Origin of the sequence: Phytohabitans kaempferiae (assembly GCF_042433955.1) — a bacterium.
Lineage (GTDB): Bacteria > Actinomycetota > Actinomycetes > Mycobacteriales > Micromonosporaceae > Phytohabitans > Phytohabitans kaempferiae.
The window spans coordinates 244,993-267,032 of record NZ_JBHLUH010000056.1 but is presented as its reverse complement, the minus strand read 5'-3'; the positions used below and the strand labels follow the sequence as shown (position 1 = coordinate 267,032).

Here is a 22,040-nt window from a genome sequence, read left to right as displayed (position 1 = left end):
TACCTCAGCGGGGGGCGCGGGTACTTTCACGGACAATGAACTCCGGTGGGATGACAATACGTCGGCGCGACCGGGGCGCCCCTTCGACCTGCTCCATCAGCAGGGCGAGGCTCTGCCGGCCGACCTCGCCGAACTCCTGGCGCAGCGTGGTCAGCGGTGGGGTGAAGAACTCGGCCTCCGGGATGTCGTCGAAGCCGACGATGCTCACCTGATCGGGCACGCGGATGCCGGCCTCGGAGAGGGCTCGCAGCGCGCCGATCGCCATCTGGTCGTTGGCCACGAAGATCGCGGTGAGGTCGGGCGTGCCGATCAGCTTGCGGGCGGCCTCGTAGCCGGAGCGAGGGCTCCAGTCGCCGCGGACGACATCGGGGGCCTCGCGCTCGGCGTCGGCGAGCGCGTCACGCCAGCCGCGCTCGCGCTCCTGGGCCTCGTGCCAGTCGCCGGGGCCGGCGATGTGCGCGACCATGGCGTGGCCGAGCGAGAGCAGGTGCTCGGTGGCGGTGCGGGCGCCGAGCCGCTGGTCGACCGCGACGGTGGGCACCGGCGCGCGGCCACCTTCGACGGCCACGACCGGCACGTCCTTGGGCACGTGGCGCAGCGCTGTGGTGGTCGAGGTGTGCGGCGTGATCGCGATGATGCCCTCGACCGCCTGCGCCATCAACGCCTCGAACGCCTCGCCGAACGAGCGGCGGTCGACATTGGGCAGGCTCGCGATGCTGATCGCGTATCCGATGTCGCGGGCGGCCCGCTCGATGGCGAGCAACATGGAGGCCGGGCCGTAGAGCGTGGTGTCGATGCTGATCACGCCGAGCGTGCGGGTGCGGCCGGTGACCAGCGCGCGGGCGGCCACATTGGGCCGGTAGCCGAGCTCGGTCATCGCGGCGAGCACGCGCTGGCGGGTCACCTGACTGACGGTCGGCTGATCGTTGATTACGCGCGAGACCGTCATGTGGGAGACTCCAGCGAGGCGGGCCACATCGACCATGCCGACCTGCCGTCGCGGGCCACGCCCCGATGGGGTCACCGCGTCTGGACGCCGCTGCGGCATATGTCTGGGCCCCGTTTCTCACCCCGGCGATCCAACTCGCCTGTTCACGTTAACAGGCATATTCCGGCCTACACCGGTTGCGTGTCAAGGGCTACGAAAACCTTTCGACACCGTGTTTCGACAGCAGCGGTCCCGATTCGGGCTCAGGCGCCGTGGTTTTTCGCCCGCCCCGCCCTGTGTGTTTCGGATACCGCCGCCGCGACGCAAACGCATCAGATCTCCGCATTCCGAGGCGGCGACACTCCTCGGCGGCGATACCGAGGTTTGTTCCGACGCGCCGGCCCGGCGCGGTGCGCCGCTCGGCCCGCTCGCTCGCGTGGTGTCCCAGGTCACGCCCCACGCCGACGTGACCGCCGGGCGCCAGCGGCGGATACTCCGAGATGTCCCGGAAGTCCTCGTCGTCGAGATCCTCCTCGACGTGGAGTGAGATTCCGTAACGTCCCTCAGGCGGCCCGACCGACACTCACCGGATCGCGGCCACGCCGTCCACTTCGACCGCACCAAGAAAATGCTCGATTTCTTTACGGCGTCGCAATGCCCCCACCGCGAACGAACGAGGCCGAGCCGTACCTTTCCGCTGTGCGATAGCCGCGCGCCATTTCGGAGTGGACGCGGGCCGCGCCAATACGGACCGGCTCCGGCGTCAACCGGTCGCGAGTTTCAGGCCGAAGCCCACGAACAGTGTCCCGGCCACCGACGTCGCACCGGCGGCCAGTCGGCGGCGCCGGCGGAACTGGGCGGCCAGGTAGGTGCCGGCGAAGATGAGCAGGGTCAGGTACAGCGTGCTGGCCAACTGCGCGATCAGGCCGAGCAGCAGGAACGACAGGGCCGGATACGCGTACGCCGGGTCGACGAACTGGATGAAGAACGAGATGAAGAACAGGATCGCCTTCGGATTGAGCAGGCTGATCACCGCGGCCCGCCGGAAGGGGTGGAACGCCTGCTCGTCCGCGGCCGGGGCCGGCGCCGGGGCGGGGGAGCGCCACCGCCGCCAGGCGCCGCGGATCATCGCCAGGCCGACGTAGCCGAGGTAGAGCGCGCCGGCCCACTTGATGGCGAGAAAGACCGGCGGGTACGCCGACAGGAGCGAGGCGACGCCGGCGGCCGAGAGCACCATCAGCACCGTGTCGCCGACGAAGACCCCCGCCGCGGCCCGGTAGCCGGACGGCACACCGCGCCGGGCCGCCGTGGAGAGCACGAAGAGCGAGTTGGGCCCGGGCAGCAGGACGATGGCGACCGTGCCCAGCACATAGGTCCAGATGTCGGTGATCCCCAGCACCGGGCCATCCTCACCCCACAGCCGCGGGCGCGCGAAGCTTTTCCCGCAGCCGGTTTTGTGCCGCTGGCCACTCGTCGACGGTCATCGCGTACTGCACCGTGTCGCGCCAGGTGCCGTCGGGCCGGAGGCGGTGCATCCGCAGCACGCCCTCGCGCCGCGCGCCGAGCCGCTCGATCGCCTTCTGCGAACGGTCGTTGCGGATGTCGGTGTGCCACACGACCCGCACCGCGCCCAGCTCCTCGAAGGCGCGGGTGAGCAGCAGCAGCTTGGCTTCGGTGTTGACCCCTGTGCGCCAGTGTCGGCGGTTGAGGAACGTGTGGCCGATGGCGACCGCGCGCCGCCCCTCGTCGACCTCGTAGTAGGAGGTCGTGCCGATCACCTCGCCGGTGGCCGCGTCGCGCTGGACCCACGGCACGCGCTCGCCCGCGTGGTGCGCGTGCAGCGCGTCGGCGACGATCTCGGCCATCTCGTCGCGATGGGCGGGCTGGCGCACCGACAGGTGGGTCCACACCTCCGGGTCGCGAGTGGCGGCGAAGAGCTCGTCTACGTGTGCCATGTCGAGCGGCTCGAGGATGACGTGGTCGCCGCCCATCGGCTCGGGCGTGACCCAGGGTGAGCGGGGCGGCCGCAGGTAGTGGGGGAGCGGCACGGTCACGCCGAGGTCGGGCTCGGGCAGGCCCGGCACGAGGCGGAGCGGCACCACGCCCGCCCAGTAGGGCAGGTCGAGGTCTTCCTCGTCCTCGGAGACGCCGCCGGCGCGTGCCTTGACCGACACCTCGCGCAGCGGCAGCGCCAGGAACGTGGTCTCGGCCAGCTCCTTGCGGCTCGGCGGGCGGGTCTGCGCGGCCCGGCCGCGTCCCACCTTCTCCACCAGGGCGGTGCAGACGGCCAGCTTCTCCTCCTCGGAGGTGACCAGCCGGGCCACGCCGTACGCGATCACCGAGCGGAAGTTGGCACTGTGGTGGAACTGCGAGCGGGCCAGCACAAGGCCGTCGAGCTGCGTCACGGTCAGGCACACGGGCAGGCCGGCGTCGCCCCGCGCGGCGAGCAGCGGCCGGCTGCCGGTGGAGCCGTGCACGTAAACCGTGTCGTCGATCCGCACGTGGAGCGTGGGCAGGACCCGCGGCTCACCGTCCACAGTGAACCCGAGTGCGCAGTGGTATGCCTCGTCGAGGATCGCGTGAGCGGTGGCGCGCTCATAGGCCATCCGGCTCCGGTTGCGGCTGGCCGTCGTCCGCGCGGTCTGGTCGTACATCACGCGCCCTCCCCCGAGGTTTGTTATAGTACAAAGCTATGACTGTGCCAGCACATTATCAGGTCAGTGGTGCCACGTCAGCCGAGATTTCGGCGAGTGTGGAGTCCGGCGTGCGCACCGGCGAGCTGCCCTCCGGGGCGCCGCTGCCGGCCGTGCGGGCGCTCGCCGACGAGCTCGGGGTGAGCCCTGGCACGGTCGCGAAGGCATACCAGGTGCTGCGGCAGCGCGGCGTGATCGAGACCGCGGGGCGCAACGGCACGCGGATCCGCCCCCGCCCGCCGGTCACCGCCTCCCGCGCCGACCTGCGCCCGCCGGTCCCGCCGGGCGCGCTCGACCTCTCCGCCGGAGAGCCGGACCGCAGCCTGCTGCCACCGCTCGGTCCGCACCTCGCCGCACTCGCCGCCGAGACCGGCCGCCCGATCGGGTACGCGGAGGCGGGTGTCCTGCCCGAGCTGGCCGACCTGCTTCGCGAGCGCCTGGCGGCCGACGGCGTGGCGGCTCCGGCGGTCATCGTGACGTGCGGGGCGCTCGACGGTGCCGAGCGCCTCCTCACCGCCCACCTGCGACCCGGCGACGCGGTGGCGGTCGAGGACCCGGGTTGGGCCAACTTCCTCGATCTGGTCGCCGCGCTGGGGCTGCGGGCCGTGCCCGTACCCGTGGATGGTGCCGGACCCACGCCGCACGGCCTGCGGGCCGCACTCGCTGCGGGCGCCCGGGCGGTGGTGGTGACCAGTCGGGCGCACAATCCCACCGGCGCCTACGTCACCGCCGAGCGCGCCGCCGAGCTGCGCGAGGTGCTCGCCGGCCAGGATGGCGTGCTGCTGATCGAGGACGACCACGCTGGCGAGCTGGCCGCCGTACCGCTGCATCCGCTGGCTGGCGCGACGCGGACCTGGGCCTTCCTCCGTTCGGCCAGCAAACCCTACGGTCCGGACCTGCGGCTCGCCGCCCTCGGCGGCGATGAGGCCACGGTGGCCCGCGTCGCCGGACGGATGCGCCTCGGCGCCGGATGGGTCTCCACGCTGCTCCAGCGCCTGGCGATGGGGCTGTGGCAGGACCCTGCGGTCGCGGCCGGAGTGGCCGCGGCGGGGCGGAGCTACGATCATCGCCGCGACGCCCTCCGCGCGGCGCTCACCGAGCGCGGGGTCACCGCACACGGGCAGACCGGCATCAACGTCTGGGTCCCGGTCCCCGACGAGACGCGCGCGGTCACGGCGCTCCGCGACGAGGGGTACGCGGTGGCGCCCGGCGCGCTCTACCGGCAGGCCACGCCGCCCGGCATCCGGATCACGATCAGCCCGCTGGCGGAGTCGGACATACCGCCACTCGCGGACGCGGTGGTGGCCGCCGCATCGTCGACGCCCGGATGGGGTAGAACAGTGCGGTGACGACAGCCCCGGAGTTCGTGCCGGCTGGGCGAGACACATTCGCCCGCTGCGCCGGATCCGTAGCTTGGTCGTTCCTTACCTGCCGGCGACCACCGACGTACGGCTCGGACGCGACGGCCGCCTCAGCGACCTGATCCGGGTACCCCCGGGCGGCGGCGACCACCCGGCACGCGTACGCCAGCTGACCCAGGACAACCCGATTCCCGACCGCCGCACACCTGATCTCCTGGGCCAAGTTCGTCCCCGGCGTCAATGAATCAGCCGGCCGGACCAAGGGCAACAGCGCCACCGGCCACGGGAACCGCTACCTCGCCCGGGCTCTGGGCGAGGCCGCCGTCGCCGCGTCACGCACACCGACGTTGCTCGGCGAACGCTACCGGCGCATCGCCCGCCGCCCCGGCAAGAAGATAGCCGTCGTCGCCGTCGGGCGATCCATCCCCGTCATCATCTGGCACCAACTCGCCGGCGAACACGCCGAATTCACCGACCTCGGCATCGATCACCACAGCACCCGCACCGGCACACAACGCGCCATTCGCGGCCACGTCAAAGCCCTCGGCTACCACGTCGACCTACGACCAGTCGCATAACCACACACAACCATCCCGGCTCCGCCGAGAGCTACCACCTGCCACACACCGTTCATTTCGGATTATTGGTGGGGCGGAGAGGCCGCCGGTGGGGCTGAAGGTTCCCGGCGGGCCGTGTCGGTGACGGCGGCCACAGGCCGGCACCCCGAACGGTGTTTGCTAGTTGAAGAACTCTTCAATTGGTTATGTTGATACTTCGTCAGATTGGAGGCTCGGTGCCGGTACCGCTGTACCAAGCGAAGGCGGAATTTTTCCGGATGCTGGGGCATCCGACGCGGATCCGGGTGCTGGAGTTGCTGGGGGATGGGCCGAGGCAGGTCAAGGACCTGCTCGCCGACCTCGGTATTGAGGCGTCGAATCTCTCCCATCAACTGGCGGTGCTACGCCGCGCGGGCATCGTCGTGTCCGCCCGGGAGGGTTCCACGGCGACATACGCGCTGGCCGGACCGGACGTGGCGGACCTGATGAGGGCCGCCCGCCGAATACTGACCGAGATGCTGGCCGGGCAGGTCGAGCTTCTTGACACGTTGCAGGACGCCCAGACGGCCGCCGAACCGGAGCGATTGTGACCGTCGATGGGTCGGGGTCGTGGTGGACCCGTGTCGGTGACCTGCTGCCGGGCCGCGCCGACCTGGCGGCGATGCGTCGTCAGCCGGGCCGGGACCTGATCGCGGGGCTGACGGTCGCCGTGGTCGCCCTGCCGCTCGCGCTCGGGTTCGGGGTGGCGTCTGGCTTGGGCGCCGCTGCTGGACTGGCCACCGCTATCGTGGCCGGCGCCGTCGCCGCGGTATTCGGCGGCTCGAACCTGCAGGTGTCCGGTCCGACCGGGGCGATGACCGTCGTACTCGTGCCGATCGTGCACCAGCATGGCCCGAGCGGTGTCCTGACCGTGGGCCTGCTGGCCGGGCTCATCCTGATCGCGCTCGCCGTGGCACGCGCCGGCAGCTTCGTCCGGTACGTGCCGGCGCCGGTGGTCGAGGGTTTCACCGCCGGCATCGCGGCTGTCATCCTCCTTCAGCAGTTCCCAGCCGCTCTTGGCGTGTCGGCAGAGGGGGAGAAGGTCACCACAGCCGCCTGGCGAGCTGTAGTCGACTTCGCCTACGACCCGAACTGGGCGGCCATCGGCCTCGCCACCGGGGTTGCCGCCGTGATGCTGGCCGGTGCCCGGTGGCGGCCCACCATCCCGTTCTCCCTGCTCGCCGTCGCCGCGGCGACCGTGCTCACCTGGCTCACGGACCTCGACGTCGCCGTGATCGGGACCCTGCCGGCCATGCTTCCCGCCCCATCACTGGGCTTTGTCGACCTGGGGGCGGTCCCGAGCCTGGCCACCGCGGCGGTGGCAGTAGCCGCGCTCGCCGCGCTGGAGAGCCTGCTGTCGGCCACCGTCGCGGACGGCATGACCGTCGGGCAGCGGCACGACCCGGACCGGGAGCTGTTCGGCCAGGGCTTGGCCAACCTCGCCACGCCGCTTTTCGGCGGTGTCCCGGCCACCGCGGCGATCGCCCGCACCGCCGTCAACGTCCGCTCCGGGGCCGCCTCCCGCCTGGCCGCCCTCACCCACGCCATCGCGCTCGCCGCCGTGATGCTCGCCGCCGCACCACTGGTCGCCCACGTCCCGCTCGCTGGGCTGGCCGGCGTGCTGCTGGCCACCGCGGTCCGGATGGTCGAGGTTTCGTCGCTGGCCGCTCTCGGCCGCGCGTCTCGCTCCGACGCGCTGGTCATGACACTCACCGCCGCCGCGACCCTGGCCCTCGATCTTGTCGCCGCGGTGATACTCGGGCTCGTCGTGGCTGGCGCCTTGGCTCTACGCAAGATCGTCCAGGCCGCACGGGTCGAGGAAGTACCGCTGGACACCAGCGACCACCACGCCGAGGAACACGCCCTGCTCGCCGAGCACATCGTGGCGTACCGGATCGACGGGCCGCTGTTCTTCGCCGCCGCACACCGCTTCCTGCTCGAACTCACCGAAGTCGCCGACGTCCGCGTCATCATCCTGCGGCTGTCCCGCATCAGCGCCATCGATGCCACCGGCGCGCTCGTCCTACGCGACGCCATCGACCGCCTGGAACACCGCGGCATCACCGTCTACGCCTCCGGGCTCCGCCCCGAACACGCCAAGACCCTGACCGCCGTCGGCAGCCTACGCCGCCTCCAGGACGCCGGCCGCCTCTTCGACACCACCCCACAAGCCATCGCCGCCGCCCGCGACCACCTACACACCGCCGGCCTCCTACCCACCACCCGACCTGCCTCCGAACCCGCCTAACCAGGCCAGGCAGGGTGGCCCAGGTCGTCGGCCCGTACGAGTGTGCGATCGTTGTTGGTCGCTACCGGCCGGTCGCAGCCGACCGCCAGGACGTATCCGATCCCGCGGGCCTCCAGATCCGTGCGTAGGCCCGGGTCGGCGCCGTAGACCTCGTCCCCGGTGAACCAACCGGCCTCACACGCGTTGACACTTGGCGTGGGCGAGCGCTGAGACTTCCGCTTCGTTTAGCCTCGTCGGGTGGTTGAGCGGTGGTCGGTTGTGACGGATGCCGAGGCGCTGTCCCAGGCGGGGACGCCGGCGCAGACGCTGTCCGCGGGCGATGTCACTTACGTGGTCGGGCCGTTAGCGATGCTTGTCATCGTCGAGGCTGGTGACCGGCCCGACGGGAGCGCAGTGCAAGCCTTCGACAGGTTGGCGCTACGCGAGCCGTTCCCCGAACTCGTCGAAGCGCAGCTGCAGAATTCCGGGACTCCACGTCTGGGATTCGTTCGGTGTGGTGGCGGTTGGCGGCGGCGATGTATCGATTGACCAGTGACCGGGGGCCCAGCGGGCCGGGTTACGCGGCGAGCTGTTGTGGTGGCTCGGTGGCCGGGGTGTCGGGTTGCCCGTCGATGAGGGGTCAGGCGGCGATGGTCGGCGCGCGCAGCGGCTCGGTACTGCAACGTGGCGGACGACAGCACACGTCAACACGGCATGAGGGAACTGATGGGCCGGCGGAACGTACGGATCTGGATCGCGGTAGCCGCGGGCGTGGTGGTCATCGCGGCGCTCGGCGGTCTGGCCGTGTACAAGCGGCCTGGTGGGGACTGCACGGTCGAACGCCTGGCGTTGCCGTCGCCCGACGCGTACAGCGTCGTGTTTGCCATGGAGCCGGGCGGGCGCCATATCGTCGGCCGGACCGGCAGCATTGGCCGGACCGGCAGCGTTGATCTCGATCTGCTGATCTGGACCGACGGCCGGCCGCGCCTGGTCGACCTGCCGGGTGAGAGTCAGCTGCCGCACGACGTCAACGCGGCCGGGGTCGTGGTCGGTTCGACGGTCTTTGGGGCGATGGGCGGTCCGCAGGAGATTCGGGCGTGGGTGTACCGGGACGGCGCCGTGGCGATTCTGCCCGGCACGCGGGGCACCGAGGCGTTCGCGGTCAGCGACGACGGCACGGTGGTCGGCACGGTCGAGGGTCGTCCGGTGCTCTGGGATCCGTCGGCGAACAAACCGTCGAGTCTGCGCATGCCCGAGGCCGGGTGGAAGGGGAAGGCCATCGACATCTCGGCCGACGGGCAGACGATCGTGGGCCAGTTGACTCCCGATGTCAAGTCTCGGCCGTACGTGTGGTCGGCCGACGGGACACCGCGGGAGTTGCCCCTGCCGACAATTGATGGTGAAACCGCGATGACGGCCAGTGCGAAGTCGATCACCGGAGAGTGGGTCGCCGGATTGGCCACGTCACGTCATGACGACGGCGGCGTGCCCGTGCGGTGGAACCTGCGTACGGGCGAGGTGAGGGTCTTTCCCAAGTACGGCCTCGTCGGCGCCTCGGTCAGTACCGACGGCCGGATCACCGCCAAGGGTGACGGTGGACGTGCGGTGGTGCTCGGCGGACGGAACACGCTGACGCTGCGCCGTCTCGATGACAACACCGGTCTGCACGACACGACCTACGGGATCAGCTACGACGGACGGACCATCGCCGGCAACGCGGCATCGGCGCGGTCCGGGACCGCACCGGTTGTCTGGCACTGCACCTGAACAGCGGACCGTTCGGCTCGTGGGCATGATGGTTCGCCGCTGAAGGCGCCCAAGCGGCGCTATGAAATGTTCGGGACGCCGCGCACACCGTCCCGGGGGTACCGCATAAGCCGCTCATGACCTCTACCGGCAATTCACGGCTGTCGCTGTGGTCCACCGACTCCTCGCTGCACCGCCCGCGGACGGCGACCGGCATCGACGCCACGCCTCGCGCGCTGTTGATCGCGTCGGGTGCGAACGGTAGGCCGACTAAAGCCTCGGCGCTAGCGATGAGCAGGCCGTCTTGTTGGGTTGCTGTCCGCTGATCTGTCACTCTGTGCGGGGCCAGGCGGTGACAATGCGGTTCGTGGATTGCTGGCCGGCGATCCGTTCGAAGGTGGCGTTGGGGACGGGTGACTCGGGTGCGACGATCTTGTATCCGACGGTCGAGAGCCCACAGTGTTAGGCGCGCCGAGGATGATCTCCCCGCCGCGTACCGCCACTGGTCGGCCTCCCTAACGGCGCCAACCGTAGGGTAACCGACTCGACACCGGCGATCTCGAGCGCCAGATCGTCGATGTCGATGGATCCCCGATTGGACATACGCCGGTACCGGCCTTGCTGAAGTTGTGGCTGAACGGCCTCCCGGCTGCGTCGGCCTGCCTCAACGATACGTTCACCTGCTCATAGCTGGTGTCGAGGCTCGAGGTCCGCTGGTCGGCGTCGCGGTAGGTTCGGACCCCGAGCCGTCAGTGGCCGGGGCGGTGGGCGTGGATTGTGAGGGATCGGGTAGAACGGCGGTATGGCGACAGGGCAGGCGCCGGTAGGGGCGCAGGAGTTCGTTCCGGCGAGGGCGCGCAGTCTTGACCAGTTGAAGGCCGCGGCTGCCGGGTGTCGTGGGTGTGAGCTGTTCGCGGATGCGACGCAGGTGGTGTTTGGTCGTGGTGCGGCGCATGCTCGGTTGGTGTTGGTGGGGGAGCAGCCGGGGGATGTGGAGGATCGGAAGGGTCTTCCGTTCGTGGGTCCGGCTGGCCGTCTGCTGCGTGGAGCGGTTGATGATGCGGGTATCGATCCGTCGATCATTTTCTTGACCAACGCTGTGAAGCATTTCCGCTTTGAGGTGCGGGGTAAGCGGCGAATCCATCAGACGCCGGATCGGGTGCATATTGAGGCGTGTCGGCCGTGGTTGGTGGCGGAGTTCGCCCAGCTGAAGCCCGAGCTGATCGTCGCGTTGGGGGCAACCGCGGCGAAGGCGTTGTTCGGGCCGGCGTTTCGGGTGACCCGTTCGCGTGGCCGGTTGTTGCCGTGGCCGGCGTCGGCGCAGCGTCCGGAGGATTTCCCGGTGGCGGAGATTCAGGCCCTCGCCACGATCCATCCGTCGGCGGTGCTGCGCGCTGATGACCAGGACGCGGCGTACGCGGGCTTGGTCACCGACCTGAAGATCGCCGCCGACGCGCTCGCACGGTGAGGCAAGGGCGGCCTGCGGCGGGCGGTGGTCCTGGTTTCACAAGGCGTTGGTGTGCTTTGGCGGCGGTAGGTTGGGTCAGGTGGCGGCGTGGTCGTTCATCCCGCAAACGCGGCCACGTCGCCCCACGAGGATCGCGACGGATTGAACCTACACGTTAGTGCAGCGGCAGGATCCGCTGTTAATTCCGTAGTTCAGCCGCGCAAAGGCGTTGCCCTCCCGGAGTGAACGCTCGGTGATCGAGGCGTCGTGCACGCCGTCGATTTCGTCGCCGCCCGCCAGCCACCGGGCCAGAAACTCGCCGACGACCTGGCTCACCTCGCGCCGCGATCAAGAGGTCGTACTGGATCGGTGGTTACCCCGCCGTCGGCGAGGTGAGCAGGGTCAGCCCGAGCGCGGAGAGCGGCACCGTGACCGGTTGGAAGAAGGTCACGCCGCCGACGCTGCAGTTGCCGGATCCGCCGGATGTCGTGCCCTGCGCCTGGTAGCCGGCCATGAACGGGCCGCCTGAGTCGCCTGGCTCGGAGCAGACGTTGGTCCTGGTCAGCCCGTAGATGACGCCGTCGGCGTAGTAGACGGTCACGTTCTTGGCCAGTACGGTGCCGCAGTGCCAGCCGGTGGTGTTGCCAAACCGGCAGACGGCGGCGCCGACCGGGGCGGAGGTCGCGCCGGCCACCGGGATGAGCGACGCCCCCACGCGGATCTTGCCCACCGGGGTCCAGCCGGGGTCGAGCCGCACGAAGGCGTAGTCGGAGGTGACCGGGCCGATCGCGGCGACCTGGCCCATCCGCTGGCCGCCGAGCGTGTACACCGGCTCGCCGACCCGGCCGACGCAGTGCCGTGCGGTGAGGAAACCGCCGACCACGGTGAAGGAGGCCGAACACCGGATGCCCAGCGACGTGCGGAACGGGTCTCCACCGTGGACGTTGGCGCGCGGAGCGGGTCGCTCGTACTCGGTGACGACCTTGACCACGGCGGGGGCGGCGCCGGCGGCGGTGGCGAAGTCGTGTGCGGCGGTGGCCGTGCCGGGTAGCGCGGTCACGACGACCCGGTTGGTGGTCAGGTCGGCGTACCAGCCGGTGACGGTCTCCGGCGCGGTGCGGGCGGCGCGGTCGAGCCGGGCGGCGGTGGCCGTGAGTTCCACCTCGGTGTACCGGACGAGCCGGGCCCGGGCGCCGGTGGCTCGGGCGGTGGCGAGGTCGGCCGGATCGGTGACCGCGGCGACCGGATGGCCGGCCGGGTCGACCCAGGCACCGCCGAACCGGTCGTCGAGGGCGGGGCGCAGGACAGCCTCGGCGCGTGCGGTGACCGTGGCGGCGGTGAGGTGCCGGTGGGCCTGGGCGGCGTCGAGCCCCAGGTCGCGCGCCATCGCGGCGAGCAGCCCGCGCGCTTCGGCCGGGTCGGGGGTCGCGGAGCCGGATGACGGGCCGGCTGGGCCGAGCAGGCCGGCGGTGGCCAGTAGAGACGCGGCGGCGACGTGAGCGAGCCTGCGCAGCATCACCTCCGGATAGGCGTAACGCATCGAAGTAAATACATAAAGGATTTGTCATATCACCGTGCCACGCTCAGCAGGTCGAGTGAAAGAGCCCCGCGACGGCGGCTTCTGTGCTGGCGATGTTGTTGTAGATCTGGACGGCTTCGGTCGTCTCCGCCACGTGTACGGTGATGCCGCGCTCGTCGAGCAGGTCGAGCGTGCGTGGGTCCACCTCGAGTTGCAACTGCATCCCGCGCGACAGTACGACGGTCGTGGCGCCGTGGGCGAGGAGTTCCTCGACGTCGTCGGGCTGGATGCCTGGGCTGTGGCCGGTGCCGGTCTCGGACCAGTCCCACGCTCGGCCACCGCCTGGATAGAGCTTGAAGTCCTTGCCGGATCCCAGGTCTTCGACGTCCATTTGACCCCACGAGATCGACAGGATGCGCGGCGATCGGTTCGCGTCGCTGGTCACGGCATCCTCCACTTGAGTCGGGCTTTCGCAAAGGCCTCCAGAACTTACTACCGCCGCTACCCGGCGCGGGCGCACTTCGCGTCCCGGTGTGCGAAAGGTGGATCCCGCTGGAGCGCCTACCCCGACACGCACGCCGCCGCGTAGGGGGCGCGGCGGCCGGTGCGGGTCACGTGCCGTCGACGTAGTACCAGCGGCCGCCCTCACGCACGAACCTCGACCGCTCCTGCCGCACGCGTGAGGCGCCGTCGACGAGGTACGACGCGCGAAACTCCACGACGCCCTCGGCGTCGTCCGGCCCGCCGTCGACGGTGTCGACGATCTGGAGCCGCCGCCAGGTCGGGTTGTCGGCCAGGTCGAGTCGCGCCGGCCGGGTCGACGGATGCCAGCTCGCGAGCAGCCACGCCGCGTCGCCGTCGCGGAACGCCTCGAACCGTGAACGCATGAGCCCTTCGGCGGTGGCCGGCCACTCGCGGTCGTCCGGCGCGCTGGCGGCAGGGTTCTCACGCATCCGCCAACGCTACCCAGCGGCGCGGACGCCGGCGGACACCGGCCCGTGCCCGTCGCCGCCGGCAGGGGGCATGATCTATGATATTGGTTATCCTGAAAAGGGGTTGCCAATGATCATCGATGTGCACTGTCACGTCTGGCCCGACCACATCGCCCCGCAGGTGCTGGCCAGCCGGCCGGCCGCGCTCGATCCGGTCTTCGACGGCACCGTCGGCGGGCTGCTCCGCACCATGGACACGGCCGGCATCGACCGCGGGGTCTGCCTGGGCATCGCCAACACGGCCCGGCACGTCCGCCGCGCCAACGAGTTCATCGGCTCGATCGACCGCACGCGGCTGATCCCGTTCGGCACCGTGCATCCGGACCTCCCGGTCGAGGAGAACCTGCGTTCGCTGGCCGACAACGGCATCGGCGGCGTCAAGCTGCATCCGCTCTTCCAGGACCTGTCGCTGGCCGACCCGCGGGTCATCGAGATCGCGCGCGGGCTGGCCGAGGCCGGCGTCGTGGTCATCACGCACGCCGGTGCTGGCGGCGACGCGGACGCCAACGAGCGCGGCGCGCCGCGAAACCTCCGCATCCTGCGCGACGCGGTGCCCGACCTGGTGCTGATCGCCTGCCACTACGGCGGTTACCACCGGCTCGACGAGGCCGAGGCGGAGGTGCTCGGTTCGCCGATCGTGCTGGAGACCTCCTGGCCGCCGCGGCTGGCCGAACTGGACCCGGACCGCCTGCGCGCCATCGTCCGCCAGCACGGCGCGGACCGGATGGTCTTCGGCTCCGACTGGCCCATGGCCGACCCGGCCGCCGAGATCGCCACGATCCGTTCCCTGGGCCTGGAGCCCGCCGAGGAGGAGGCGATCCTCGGCGGCACGCTGGCCCGCCTGCTCGGCCTCGCCTAGCCTCAGGTCTAAGCGCCTCGCCAGTCGGGGGCGCGCTTTTCGGTGAAGGCCCGCGCGCCTTCGACCGCGTCCTGGGAGGAGCGCACCGGCTCGTAGATCTCCGCCTGCCGGGCGAACGCCTCCTCCGGTGGCCACGCGGGCGACTCCACCACGATCCGCTTCGCCGCGCGGATGGCCAGCGGTGCGTTGCGCGCGATCTCCTGTGCCAGCCCGAGCGCGGACTCCAGCGCCGAGCCGGTCTCGGTGAGGCGGTTGACCAGGCCGGCGGCGTGTGCCTCGCGGGCGGTCACCAGCTTGCCGGTCAGGATCCATTCGAGCGCGATGGCGTACGGGATGCGGGTCGGCAACCGCAGCAGCCCACCGCCGCCGGGCAGCAGTCCGCGGCGTACCTCGGGGAGGCCGAACTTCGCGTCCTCGGCGGCCACGATGAGGTCGCAGGCCAGCGCGATCTCGAAGCCGCCGGCGACCGCGAAGCCCTCCACCGCGGCGATCAGTGGCTTGGCGGGGGGCCGTTCCACGATGCCGGCGAAGCCGCGGCCCTCCGCGGCCGGACGTTCGCCGGCCAGGAACGCCTTGAGGTCCATACCGGCGCAGAAGCCCTTGCCGGCACCGGTGAGCACGCCGACGCTCAGGTCGTCGCGCTGGTCGAGTTCGGTGAGCGCGGCGGCGATGCCCTCGGCCGCCGCCGTGTTGATCGCGTTTCGCGCCTCGGGGCGGTCGATGGTGACCAGCAGGATCCGGCCGTGCTCTTCGGTGCGTACGGCGCTCATCGGGGCTGCATCCGTACCGCGCCGTCGAGCCGGATGGTCTCGCCGTTGATCATCGGGTTGTCCACGATGTGCGCGGCCAGCCGGGCGAACTCGTCGGGGTGACCAAGCCGGGCCGGATGCGGGATCGAGCGGGCCAGCCCGTCCTTGATCGTGTCGGAGAACCGGTCGAGGATCGGCGTGTCGAAGATGCCGGGCGCGATGGTGGCGACCCGGATCAGCCGGCTGGCCAGGTCGCGGGCGGCCACGAGGGTCATGCCGACCACGCCGGCCTTGGCGGACGCGTACGGGATCTGGCCGATCTGCCCCTCCCACGCCGCGACCGAAGCGGTGAGCACGCACACGCCGCGCTCGCCCTCCAGCGGCTCGTTGCCCGCCATCCGCGCCGCGGTCAGCCGCAGCACGTTGAACGTGCCGACCAGGTTGATCCGCACCAGCTTCTCGTACAGCTCCAGGTCGCCGGGGCTGCCGTCGCGGCCGACCAGCCGTACCGTGCCGCCGCGGCCGGCGCAGTGCACCAGCGCGCGGATCGGCCCCGCCGACTCGGCGGCGTCCAGTGCCGCGTCCACCGCGCCCGGGTCGGTGACGTCGGCCGGTGCGAAGACCGCGCCGATCTCCTTGGCCACCGCCTCGCCGGCGGATGTGGGCAGGTCGACGATCACCACCGACGCGCCCTCCGCGAGCAGGCGTTTGGCGGTGGCGAGGCCGAGCCCCGAGGCGCCACCGGTGACGACCGCACTGGCCTGGTCGATCTTCAAGGAAGCCTCCCCGAGAGTCAGAGCCGCTCGATGATGGTTGCGTTGGCCATGCCGCCGGCCTCGCACATGGTCTGCAGGCCGTACCGGCCGCCGGTCTGTTCGAGATGGTTGATGAGCGTGGTCATCAGCCGGGCGCCGGACGCGCCGAGCGGATGGCCGAGCGCGATCGCCCCGCCGCGCGGGTTGAGCCGCTCGGGGTCCAGGTCGAACTCGGCGAGCCAGGCCAGCGGTACCGACGCGAACGCCTCGTTCACCTCGACCGCGTCGATGTCCGAAATGGAGAGTCCGGCCTTGGCCAGCACCTTGTGCGTGGCCGGGATCGGGCCGGTCAGCATCAGTACCGGGTCGTCCGCGCAGACCGCCGAGGCGACGATCCGGGCGCGCGGGCGCAGTCCCAGCGCGGCGGCCCGTTCCTCGCTCGCCAGCAGCAGCACGGACGCACCGTCGGTGAGCTGGGAGCTGTTGCCGGCGGTGATCTTCCAGTCCAGCGCGGGGAACATCGCCCGGTACCGTTCGCTGTCGAACGTCGTGCGGAGCCCGCCCAGCACCTCCGCCGACGTACCCGGACGGATGGTCTCGTCGGCGGTCACGCCGGCGACCGCCACGATTTCGTCCCGGAAGCCGCCCCGCTCGGCGGCGCGGGCGGCGAGCAGGTGGGAGCGGGCCGCGAAGGCGTCGAGCTCGTGGCGGGGGAGCTTCCACTTCTCGGCGACCAGCTCGGCGGAGACGCCCTGCGGCACGAGGCCCGGATAGCGGCCGCGCACGGCGGGGCCGAACGGGTCGGCGTCGCCCCTGGCCGAGCCCATCGGCACGCGGCTCATCGACTCGACACCGCCCGCGATGGCCAGGTCGTACGCGCCGGCGACGATGCCCCAGTGGGCGAAGTCGATCGCCTGCTGCCCGGAGCCGCACTTGCGCTCGACCGTCACTGACGGCACGTGCTCCGGGTAGCCAGCGGCGAGCCACGCCTGGCGGCCCGGGGTCGCGGACTGCTCGAGGTTCTGGCCGACGCAGCCGACGAGTACGTCGTCGACCGTGGCCGGGTCGACGCCGGTCCGTTCCACCAGCGCGGTGAGTACGCCAGCCAGCAGGTCGACCGGATGCGTGCCGGACAGTGCCCCTCCCGGCTTGCCCCGCCCCATCGGTGACCGGACCGCGTCGACGATCACGCTTCGCGTCTGCATGGCTCCCATGCTTGACAAACTATCTCTGCATACGAATAGCATCAATAGCAGGGAGGCGCATGTGACGAATCTTGACGGCACGTCCTGGCACGAGGGGCGTGAGGAGATCCAGGACGCGGCCCGCCAGCTGGCGCGCGAGCGATACGCACCCAAGGCGGAGGCATGGGATCGCGAGCGCACCCGGTTTCCGATCGAGGAGCGCCGGTTCCTCGGCTCGCTCGGGTTGCTCGGTATCGCCCACTCCGAGCGGTACGGCGGCTCCGGCCGGCCGGTCCTCGACGCCCTGGTGGTGATCGAGGAGTTGGCCAAGGAGTGCCGCCCGGCCGCGTTCCAGGTCTTCGAGGCGAATACCGGACCGGCGCAGGTGGTTGCCCAGCTCGGCACCGAGGAGCAGCGGCAGCGGTTCCTGCCGTCGATCATCAGCGGCGAGACGACCATGGCCGTGGCGATCTCGGAGCCGGACGCTGGCTCCGCCGCCACCGACATGACCACGCGGGCCAAGCTCGCCGGCGGCCGGTACACGGTGAACGGCGCCAAGCGCTGGATCTCCAACGGCAGCGAGGCGGACAGCTACCTGGTGTACGCGCGGATCTCCGACGCGCCCGGCGCCAAGGGCATCGGTGCGATCATCGTGGAGGCCGACCGCCCGGGCGTCAGCTTCGGCCCGCCGGAGCGGCTGATGGGCTTCCGCGGCATCCCCAGCGCCGACGTGATCTTCGACGACGTCGAGGTGCCCGAGGAGAACCTGCTGATCGGCGCCGGCGGCTTCCGCAAGCTGTTCACCGCGTTCTCGATCGAGCGGCTCGGCAACGCGACGATGAGTCTGGCTATCGGTCAGGCGGCACTCGACCGCAGCCTGCGGTATGCCCAGGACCGGATCCAGTTCGGCAAGCCGCTGGTCGAGTTCCAGAACATCCAGCTCACCCTCGCCGACATGATGATGCAGGTGGAGGCGGCTCGACAGCTGCTGCTGCGGGCGGCGCACCACGCCGGCACCGGCATGCCCGTACCGCTTGAGGTGTCGCTGGCCAAGTGCACCGCCAACGAGATGGCCAAGCGCGTCTCCGACCTGGCGATGCAGTTGCACGGCGGCAACGGCTACACCGAGGAGTACGGCATCGAGCGGCTGCACCGCGACGCGCACGGCTGGGCGCTGGCCGGCGGTACGCCGACGATGCAGCGGATCAGGATCGTCTCGGAGATGCTCGGACGCTCGTTCGACCAGCGGCGCTAGAGGGGTCGAGACATGGTCAGGGAGTACACCGGCACAGTCCCCAACTTCCCGCAGGACGAGTGGTCGCTCGCCGCCGTGCTGCGCGCGCAGGCCGAGGCCCGCCCGCACGCCACCGTGCTGGTCTGCCCGGACGAGGAGACACAGTGGACGTACGCGGAGGCGCTCGCCGACGCCGAGGCCGTCGCGGGCTCCTGGTACGCGGCCGGCGCGGAGTCCGGCGACCGGGTCCTCGTCATGGCCGCCAACTCGTCGCAGTTCGTCCGGAGCTGGTTCGCCACCGCGGTCGGCGGGCTGGTCGAGGTGCCGATCAACACCGCGTACGAGGGTGAGTTCCTGCGCCACCAGAGCCAGACGGTGCGGCCGCGCTGGGCGGTGGTCGACGACGTGTTCGCCGAGCGGTTCGTGGCCATCGCCGAGCACGCCCGCGACATCGAGCACTTCTGGGTCATCGATACCGGGCAGGCCGACAAGGCGATCGAGCTGCTGCGTACCAACGGCTGGCGGGCCGACCGCTGGGAGCGGCTGCTGGACGGCGAGCGGCTGGAGCTGCCCGCCCCGTCGCCGACCAGCCTCGCCTCGATCTTCTTCACCTCCGGCACGACCGGCCCCTCCAAGGGCGTGGCGATGCCGCACGCGCAGATGTACTTCTTCGGCCAGGAGGTCGTCTGGCTGACCCGGCTCACCGCCGACGACACGTACCTGACCACCACGCCGCTCTTCCACGGCAACGCACAGTTCATGGCGGCGTACCCGGCGATCGTGGCGGGCGCGCGCGTCGTGGTGCGGCGCAAGTTCAGCGCCCGGCGGTGGATCGACCACGTGCGCGACGACGCGGTGACGGTCACCAACCTCATCGGCGTGATGATGGACTTCGTCTGGAAGACCGAACCCCGCTGGGACGACGCCGACAACCGGCTGCGCTGCGTGTACGCCGCGCCGACCGCGAGTTCGATCCTGCGGCCGTTCATGGAGCGCTTCGGTGTCGAGGCGTTCGTCGACGCGTTCGGGCTCACCGAGACCAGCGCGCCGATCCTGTCGCCGTACGGCGAGATCCGCCCGCCGGGCGCGGCCGGGCTGCTGGCCAGCGAGTGGTTCGAGGCCCGGCTGGTCGACCCGGACACCGACCGCGAGGTGCCGGTCGGCGAGGTGGGCGAGCTGGTGGTCCGCTACAAGCATCCGTGGACGTGCAGCCTCGGCTACTACAACATGCCGGAGAAGACCGCCGAGGCGTGGCGCAACCTGTGGTTCCACACCGGCGACGCGCTGCGCCGCGACGAGGAGGGCTGGTACTACTTCGTCGACCGGTACAAGGACGCGCTGCGCCGGCGCGGCGAGAACATCAGCTCGTACGAGGTGGAGCAGGCGATCCTCCAGCATCCGGCCGTGCGCGAGTGCGCGGTGATCGGCGTACCGGCCGGCGTGGAGGCGGGGGAGGACGAGGTGATGGCGGTCGTGGTCACCGACGCGCCGGTCACCGCGGGCGAGCTGTGGGAGTTCTGCGCCGGCAAGATCCCGACGTTCGCCACGCCCCGGTTCGTGCGGTTCGTCGACGCGCTGCCCAAGACGCCGAGCGAGAAGGTACGCAAGGCCGCGCTTCGCGAGGAGGGCATCACCCCGGACACCGGCGACCGGACCACCTGGGCGAAGGGATGACGATGCGCCCGTACCGCTCGATCCTGTTCGTGCCAGGCCACCGGACGACCTGGGCGGAGAAGGCGGCCGCCTCCGGTGCCGACGCGGTCGTACTCGACCTGGAGGACTCCGTCCCCGACGGCGAGAAGGCCGCGGCGCGCGCGGTGGTCGCCGCATCCGTGGCGCGGTTGCGCGCCGCCGACGCCAAGATCGGCATCGGGGTACGCGTGAACCCGCTCGCCACCGGCCTCGCCGGCGCCGATCTGGAAGAGGTCGTGGTGCCCGGCCTCGACTTCGTCTTCGCGCCCAAGGTGGCCGACGCCTCCGACGTGATCCGGTTCGACGCGCTGCTCGACCACTTCGAGCGGCGCAACGGCGTCACCGGCCTGGAGCTGCTGGTGCCGGTCGAGACGGTGGCGGCGATCCAGCGCTGCGAGGCGATCGCCGCCGGCCTGCGGGTCGGCGCGATGGTGGGGCCGACCGCCGAGCACGCCGACATCACGCGCGCGGTGGGCTTCGAGTGGACGCCCGGCGGCGACGAGACGCTCTACCTGCGCAGCCGCGTACTGCTGGCCTGCCGGGGCGCGGGCATCCATCCGGTGACCGGCCTGTGGGAGCGCCTGGACGACCTGGACGGCCTGCGCGACTTCGCCACGCGCGGCCGCCGGCTCGGCTTCCGTGGCATGATCGCGATTCATCCGCGCCACGTACCGGTGATCAACGAGGTCTTCGGTCCCAGCGCCGAGGGGATCGAGTTCCACCGCGGCCTGGTCGAGGCGTACGAGAAGGCGGTCGCCGAGGGCGCCGGCGCGGCCCGCTACGCCGGCGTACACATCGACCGCGCCCACTACGAGACCGCGCTGGAGTGGCTCGCCCTGCATGGAGGTGACCGGTGAGGGAAGCACCGCTCGCCGGTGTCCGGGTCCTCGAACTCGGCACAATGTACGCCGCGCCGACCGCCGGCCGCATGCTGCGCGACTTCGGCGCCGAGGTGATCAAGGTGGAGCCGCCCGGCACCGGCGACTACGCCCGCCAGTGGACCCCGCGCAAGGACGGCCTGTCGCTCGGCTTCAGCCGGCTCAACGCGGGCAAGCGGTCGGTCGCCATCGACCTGCGCCGGCCGGAGGGGCGCGCTCTGGTACGCCGCCTCGCCGCCCGCTGCGACGTCGTGATCGAGTCGTTCCGCCCCGGCCGGCTGGAGAGCTGGGGGCTCGGCTACGACGTACTCGCCGCGGACAACCCCGGCCTCGTGCTCACCAGGGTCTCCGGCTTCGGGCAGACCGGCCCCTACCGGGAGCGGCCCGGCTTCGGCACGGTGGCCGAGACCGGCAGCGGCTTCGCGTACATCAACGGCTGGCCGGAGACGCCCCCGACGTCACCGCCCTTCGGCTTCGCCGACTCGATCGCGGGCATCGCCGCCGCGATGGGCACCGCCATGTCGCTCTTCCGCCGCGAGCGCACCGGCACCGGCGACGTGGTGGACGTGGCGCTCTACGAGCCGCTGATGTTCATCGTCGGCGACATGCTCCTCAAGTACCAGGCCAGCGGCGAGATCCAGGGCCGGGTCGGCAACGGCACCGGCTCGGCCTCACCGCGCGGCATCTACCAGGCGGCCGACGGCGGATGGCTCTCCATCGCGGCCTCCAACCAGACCATCGCCGAACGCCTCTTCGCCGCCATGGGCCGCCCCGACATCCTGGCCGACCCGCGGTTCGCCACCAACGTCGCCCGGATGGCCAACAACGACGCGATCCAGTCCGAGGTGAGCGCGTGGGTCGCCAGCCGCCCGCGGGACGAGATCCTGGCGATCCTGGAGAAGCACGAGGTGGTCGCGTCGGCCGTCAACGACGCCCGCGACATCCTGGCCGACCCCCACTTCCGGGAGCGCACGCTGGTCGAGCTGACCGGCAACGACGTGCTCGGCAAGGTGCTCATGCCCGGCCCCGTGCTGCACCTGGCCAGCTCGGCCGGCCCCGCGTACGACGGCGTCCCGGAAATCGGCCAACACACCGACGAGGTTCTGGAAGAGCTGCTCGACCTGTCCGTCGCCGACCGCGCCGCACTGCGCGCCGCCAGCGCCCTGGCCTGAGCCGTGAC

The 22,040-nt window shown here is 71.1% G+C and carries 22 protein-coding genes and 2 pseudogenes; 12 read left to right on the top strand and 12 right to left on the bottom strand.

Features of this window, described 5'->3' with window-relative positions:
• Positions 1-4: 4 nt before the first annotated feature.
• The 3 genes from ACFFIA_RS26685 to ACFFIA_RS26675 form a co-directional block, all read right to left on the bottom strand.
• The gene (locus tag ACFFIA_RS26685) at positions 5-949 is read right to left on the bottom strand and encodes a LacI family DNA-binding transcriptional regulator (protein ID WP_377255260.1); all 945 of its coding nucleotides are present in this window, start codon (positions 947-949) and stop codon (positions 5-7) included.
• Positions 950-1,691: 742 nt separating this feature from the next.
• Positions 1,692-2,327 carry a leucine efflux protein LeuE gene (gene leuE / locus ACFFIA_RS26680; RefSeq protein WP_377255258.1) on the bottom strand — a complete coding sequence of 212 codons (636 nt, stop codon included), beginning with the start codon at positions 2,325-2,327 and terminating at the stop codon, positions 1,692-1,694.
• Positions 2,328-2,337: 10 nt separating this feature from the next.
• Positions 2,338-3,582 carry a bifunctional pyridoxamine 5'-phosphate oxidase family protein/GNAT family N-acetyltransferase gene (locus ACFFIA_RS26675; protein ID WP_377255315.1) on the bottom strand — a complete coding sequence of 415 codons (1,245 nt, stop codon included), beginning with the start codon at positions 3,580-3,582 and terminating at the stop codon, positions 2,338-2,340.
• A 44-nt stretch (positions 3,583-3,626) separates the two neighbouring features.
• Here ACFFIA_RS26675 and ACFFIA_RS26670 point away from each other — a divergent pair, with 44 nt between their 5' ends.
• Together ACFFIA_RS26670 and ACFFIA_RS26665 are read left to right on the top strand one after the other, a co-directional pair.
• On the top strand, positions 3,627-4,970 hold the full coding sequence (locus ACFFIA_RS26670; protein WP_377255312.1) for an aminotransferase class I/II-fold pyridoxal phosphate-dependent enzyme: 1,344 nt from the start codon (positions 3,627-3,629) through the stop codon (positions 4,968-4,970).
• Between the two features lie 218 nt (positions 4,971-5,188).
• A pseudogene (locus ACFFIA_RS26665) lies at positions 5,189-5,287 on the top strand (hypothetical protein); the annotation flags it as partial.
• A 27-nt stretch (positions 5,288-5,314) separates the two neighbouring features.
• Here ACFFIA_RS26665 and ACFFIA_RS26660 read toward each other — a convergent pair.
• On the bottom strand, positions 5,315-5,473 hold the full coding sequence (locus ACFFIA_RS26660; protein WP_377255256.1) for a hypothetical protein: 159 nt from the start codon (positions 5,471-5,473) through the stop codon (positions 5,315-5,317).
• A 302-nt stretch (positions 5,474-5,775) separates the two neighbouring features.
• Here ACFFIA_RS26660 and ACFFIA_RS26655 point away from each other — a divergent pair, with 302 nt between their 5' ends.
• Together ACFFIA_RS26655 and ACFFIA_RS26650 are read left to right on the top strand one after the other, a co-directional pair.
• Complete coding sequence (locus ACFFIA_RS26655; protein ID WP_377255253.1) at positions 5,776-6,129, top strand: ArsR/SmtB family transcription factor; 354 nt, start codon at positions 5,776-5,778, stop codon at positions 6,127-6,129.
• A gap of 71 nt (positions 6,130-6,200) precedes the next feature.
• A complete protein-coding gene (locus ACFFIA_RS26650; protein WP_377255309.1) occupies positions 6,201-7,826 on the top strand; it encodes a SulP family inorganic anion transporter in 1,626 nt (541 codons plus the stop codon).
• A gap of 20 nt (positions 7,827-7,846) precedes the next feature.
• Here ACFFIA_RS26650 and ACFFIA_RS42545 read toward each other — a convergent pair.
• Positions 7,847-7,999: pseudogene (locus ACFFIA_RS42545) on the bottom strand (IS701 family transposase); the annotation flags it as partial.
• A gap of 64 nt (positions 8,000-8,063) precedes the next feature.
• Between ACFFIA_RS42545 and ACFFIA_RS26645 the strand changes: the two are divergent.
• The 3 genes from ACFFIA_RS26645 to ACFFIA_RS26635 all read left to right on the top strand — a co-directional run bounded on the left by ACFFIA_RS26645 (position 8,064) and on the right by ACFFIA_RS26635 (position 11,019).
• Positions 8,064-8,354, top strand: a complete 291-nt coding sequence (locus ACFFIA_RS26645) for a hypothetical protein (RefSeq protein WP_377255250.1) — start codon at positions 8,064-8,066, stop codon at positions 8,352-8,354.
• A 135-nt stretch (positions 8,355-8,489) separates the two neighbouring features.
• On the top strand, positions 8,490-9,572 hold the full coding sequence (locus tag ACFFIA_RS26640) for a hypothetical protein (protein WP_377255247.1): 1,083 nt from the start codon (positions 8,490-8,492) through the stop codon (positions 9,570-9,572).
• Between the two features lie 781 nt (positions 9,573-10,353).
• The gene (locus ACFFIA_RS26635) at positions 10,354-11,019 is read left to right on the top strand and encodes a UdgX family uracil-DNA binding protein (protein WP_377255245.1); all 666 of its coding nucleotides are present in this window, start codon (positions 10,354-10,356) and stop codon (positions 11,017-11,019) included.
• A gap of 147 nt (positions 11,020-11,166) precedes the next feature.
• Here the strand turns inward: ACFFIA_RS26635 and ACFFIA_RS26630 are convergent, their stop codons facing one another.
• The 4 genes from ACFFIA_RS26630 to ACFFIA_RS26615 all read right to left on the bottom strand — a co-directional run bounded on the left by ACFFIA_RS26630 (position 11,167) and on the right by ACFFIA_RS26615 (position 13,470).
• Positions 11,167-11,334: a hypothetical protein gene (locus tag ACFFIA_RS26630; protein ID WP_377255242.1), complete on the bottom strand. Its 168-nt coding sequence runs from the start codon at positions 11,332-11,334 to the stop codon at positions 11,167-11,169.
• A 37-nt stretch (positions 11,335-11,371) separates the two neighbouring features.
• Positions 11,372-12,538, bottom strand: coding sequence for a S1 family peptidase (locus tag ACFFIA_RS26625; RefSeq protein ID WP_377255239.1), 1,167 nt, complete (start codon positions 12,536-12,538; stop codon positions 11,372-11,374).
• Between the two features lie 43 nt (positions 12,539-12,581).
• Positions 12,582-12,962, bottom strand: coding sequence for an Mth938-like domain-containing protein (locus tag ACFFIA_RS26620; RefSeq protein WP_377255236.1), 381 nt, complete (start codon positions 12,960-12,962; stop codon positions 12,582-12,584).
• 166 nt (positions 12,963-13,128) lie between these two features.
• The gene (locus tag ACFFIA_RS26615) at positions 13,129-13,470 is read right to left on the bottom strand and encodes a YchJ family protein (protein WP_377255234.1); all 342 of its coding nucleotides are present in this window, start codon (positions 13,468-13,470) and stop codon (positions 13,129-13,131) included.
• A gap of 109 nt (positions 13,471-13,579) precedes the next feature.
• Between ACFFIA_RS26615 and ACFFIA_RS26610 the strand changes: the two genes are divergently transcribed.
• Complete coding sequence (locus tag ACFFIA_RS26610) at positions 13,580-14,368, top strand: amidohydrolase family protein (RefSeq protein WP_377255232.1); 789 nt, start codon at positions 13,580-13,582, stop codon at positions 14,366-14,368.
• Between the two features lie 8 nt (positions 14,369-14,376).
• On the opposite strand, the gene ACFFIA_RS26605 is transcribed toward ACFFIA_RS26610, so the two are convergent.
• Genes ACFFIA_RS26605 through ACFFIA_RS26595 form a run of 3 tightly spaced genes read right to left on the bottom strand, consistent with a single transcriptional unit; the run spans position 14,377 to position 17,077 of the window.
• Positions 14,377-15,138 carry a crotonase/enoyl-CoA hydratase family protein gene (locus ACFFIA_RS26605; protein ID WP_377255229.1) on the bottom strand — a complete coding sequence of 254 codons (762 nt, stop codon included), beginning with the start codon at positions 15,136-15,138 and terminating at the stop codon, positions 14,377-14,379.
• Positions 15,135-15,893 carry an SDR family NAD(P)-dependent oxidoreductase gene (locus ACFFIA_RS26600; protein ID WP_377255226.1) on the bottom strand — a complete coding sequence of 253 codons (759 nt, stop codon included), beginning with the start codon at positions 15,891-15,893 and terminating at the stop codon, positions 15,135-15,137. Before ACFFIA_RS26600 ends, ACFFIA_RS26605 begins: the two co-directional genes overlap by 4 nt.
• Before the next feature lie 17 nt (positions 15,894-15,910).
• Positions 15,911-17,077: a thiolase family protein gene (locus ACFFIA_RS26595; RefSeq protein WP_377255223.1), complete on the bottom strand. Its 1,167-nt coding sequence runs from the start codon at positions 17,075-17,077 to the stop codon at positions 15,911-15,913.
• 61 nt (positions 17,078-17,138) lie between these two features.
• On the opposite strand from ACFFIA_RS26595, the gene ACFFIA_RS26590 reads away from it, so the two are divergent.
• From ACFFIA_RS26590 to ACFFIA_RS26575, 4 genes are read left to right on the top strand one after another with little or no spacing between them, the layout of a single operon-like run.
• Positions 17,139-18,311 (top strand): acyl-CoA dehydrogenase family protein, encoded by a 1,173-nt coding sequence (locus tag ACFFIA_RS26590; RefSeq protein ID WP_377255220.1) that lies wholly within the window; start codon positions 17,139-17,141, stop codon positions 18,309-18,311.
• Positions 18,312-18,323: 12 nt separating this feature from the next.
• The gene (locus ACFFIA_RS26585; protein WP_377255217.1) at positions 18,324-19,964 is read left to right on the top strand and encodes an ATP-dependent acyl-CoA ligase; all 1,641 of its coding nucleotides are present in this window, start codon (positions 18,324-18,326) and stop codon (positions 19,962-19,964) included.
• On the top strand, positions 19,961-20,839 hold the full coding sequence (locus ACFFIA_RS26580) for an HpcH/HpaI aldolase/citrate lyase family protein (RefSeq protein WP_377255214.1): 879 nt from the start codon (positions 19,961-19,963) through the stop codon (positions 20,837-20,839). Before ACFFIA_RS26585 ends, ACFFIA_RS26580 begins: the two co-directional genes overlap by 4 nt.
• Entirely contained in the window at positions 20,836-22,032 is a 1,197-nt protein-coding gene (locus ACFFIA_RS26575; RefSeq protein WP_377255211.1) for a CaiB/BaiF CoA transferase family protein, read from the top strand. The genes ACFFIA_RS26580 and ACFFIA_RS26575 overlap by 4 nt, the downstream gene beginning before the upstream one ends.
• Positions 22,033-22,040 lie beyond the last annotated feature (8 nt).

What these genes read in the sequence shown, in the direction of transcription:
- ACFFIA_RS26585 (WP_377255217.1), top strand. Translation starts at nt 18,324, where the DNA reads ATGGTCAGGGAGTACACCGGCACAGTCCCCAACTTCCCGCAGGACGAG.
- ACFFIA_RS26595 (WP_377255223.1), bottom strand. Translation starts at nt 17,077, where the DNA reads ATGCAGACGCGAAGCGTGATCGTCGACGCGGTCCGGTCACCGATGGGG.
- ACFFIA_RS26675 (WP_377255315.1), bottom strand. Translation starts at nt 3,582, where the DNA reads ATGTACGACCAGACCGCGCGGACGACGGCCAGCCGCAACCGGAGCCGG.
- ACFFIA_RS26625 (WP_377255239.1), bottom strand. Translation starts at nt 12,538, where the DNA reads ATGCGTTACGCCTATCCGGAGGTGATGCTGCGCAGGCTCGCTCACGTC.
- ACFFIA_RS26685 (WP_377255260.1), bottom strand. Translation starts at nt 949, where the DNA reads ATGACGGTCTCGCGCGTAATCAACGATCAGCCGACCGTCAGTCAGGTG.
- ACFFIA_RS26650 (WP_377255309.1), top strand. Translation starts at nt 6,201, where the DNA reads ATGCGTCGTCAGCCGGGCCGGGACCTGATCGCGGGGCTGACGGTCGCC.
- ACFFIA_RS26615 (WP_377255234.1), bottom strand. Translation starts at nt 13,470, where the DNA reads ATGCGTGAGAACCCTGCCGCCAGCGCGCCGGACGACCGCGAGTGGCCG.
- ACFFIA_RS26605 (WP_377255229.1), bottom strand. Translation starts at nt 15,138, where the DNA reads ATGAGCGCCGTACGCACCGAAGAGCACGGCCGGATCCTGCTGGTCACC.
- ACFFIA_RS26635 (WP_377255245.1), top strand. Translation starts at nt 10,354, where the DNA reads ATGGCGACAGGGCAGGCGCCGGTAGGGGCGCAGGAGTTCGTTCCGGCG.
- ACFFIA_RS26610 (WP_377255232.1), top strand. Translation starts at nt 13,580, where the DNA reads ATGATCATCGATGTGCACTGTCACGTCTGGCCCGACCACATCGCCCCG.
- ACFFIA_RS26580 (WP_377255214.1), top strand. Translation starts at nt 19,961, where the DNA reads ATGACGATGCGCCCGTACCGCTCGATCCTGTTCGTGCCAGGCCACCGG.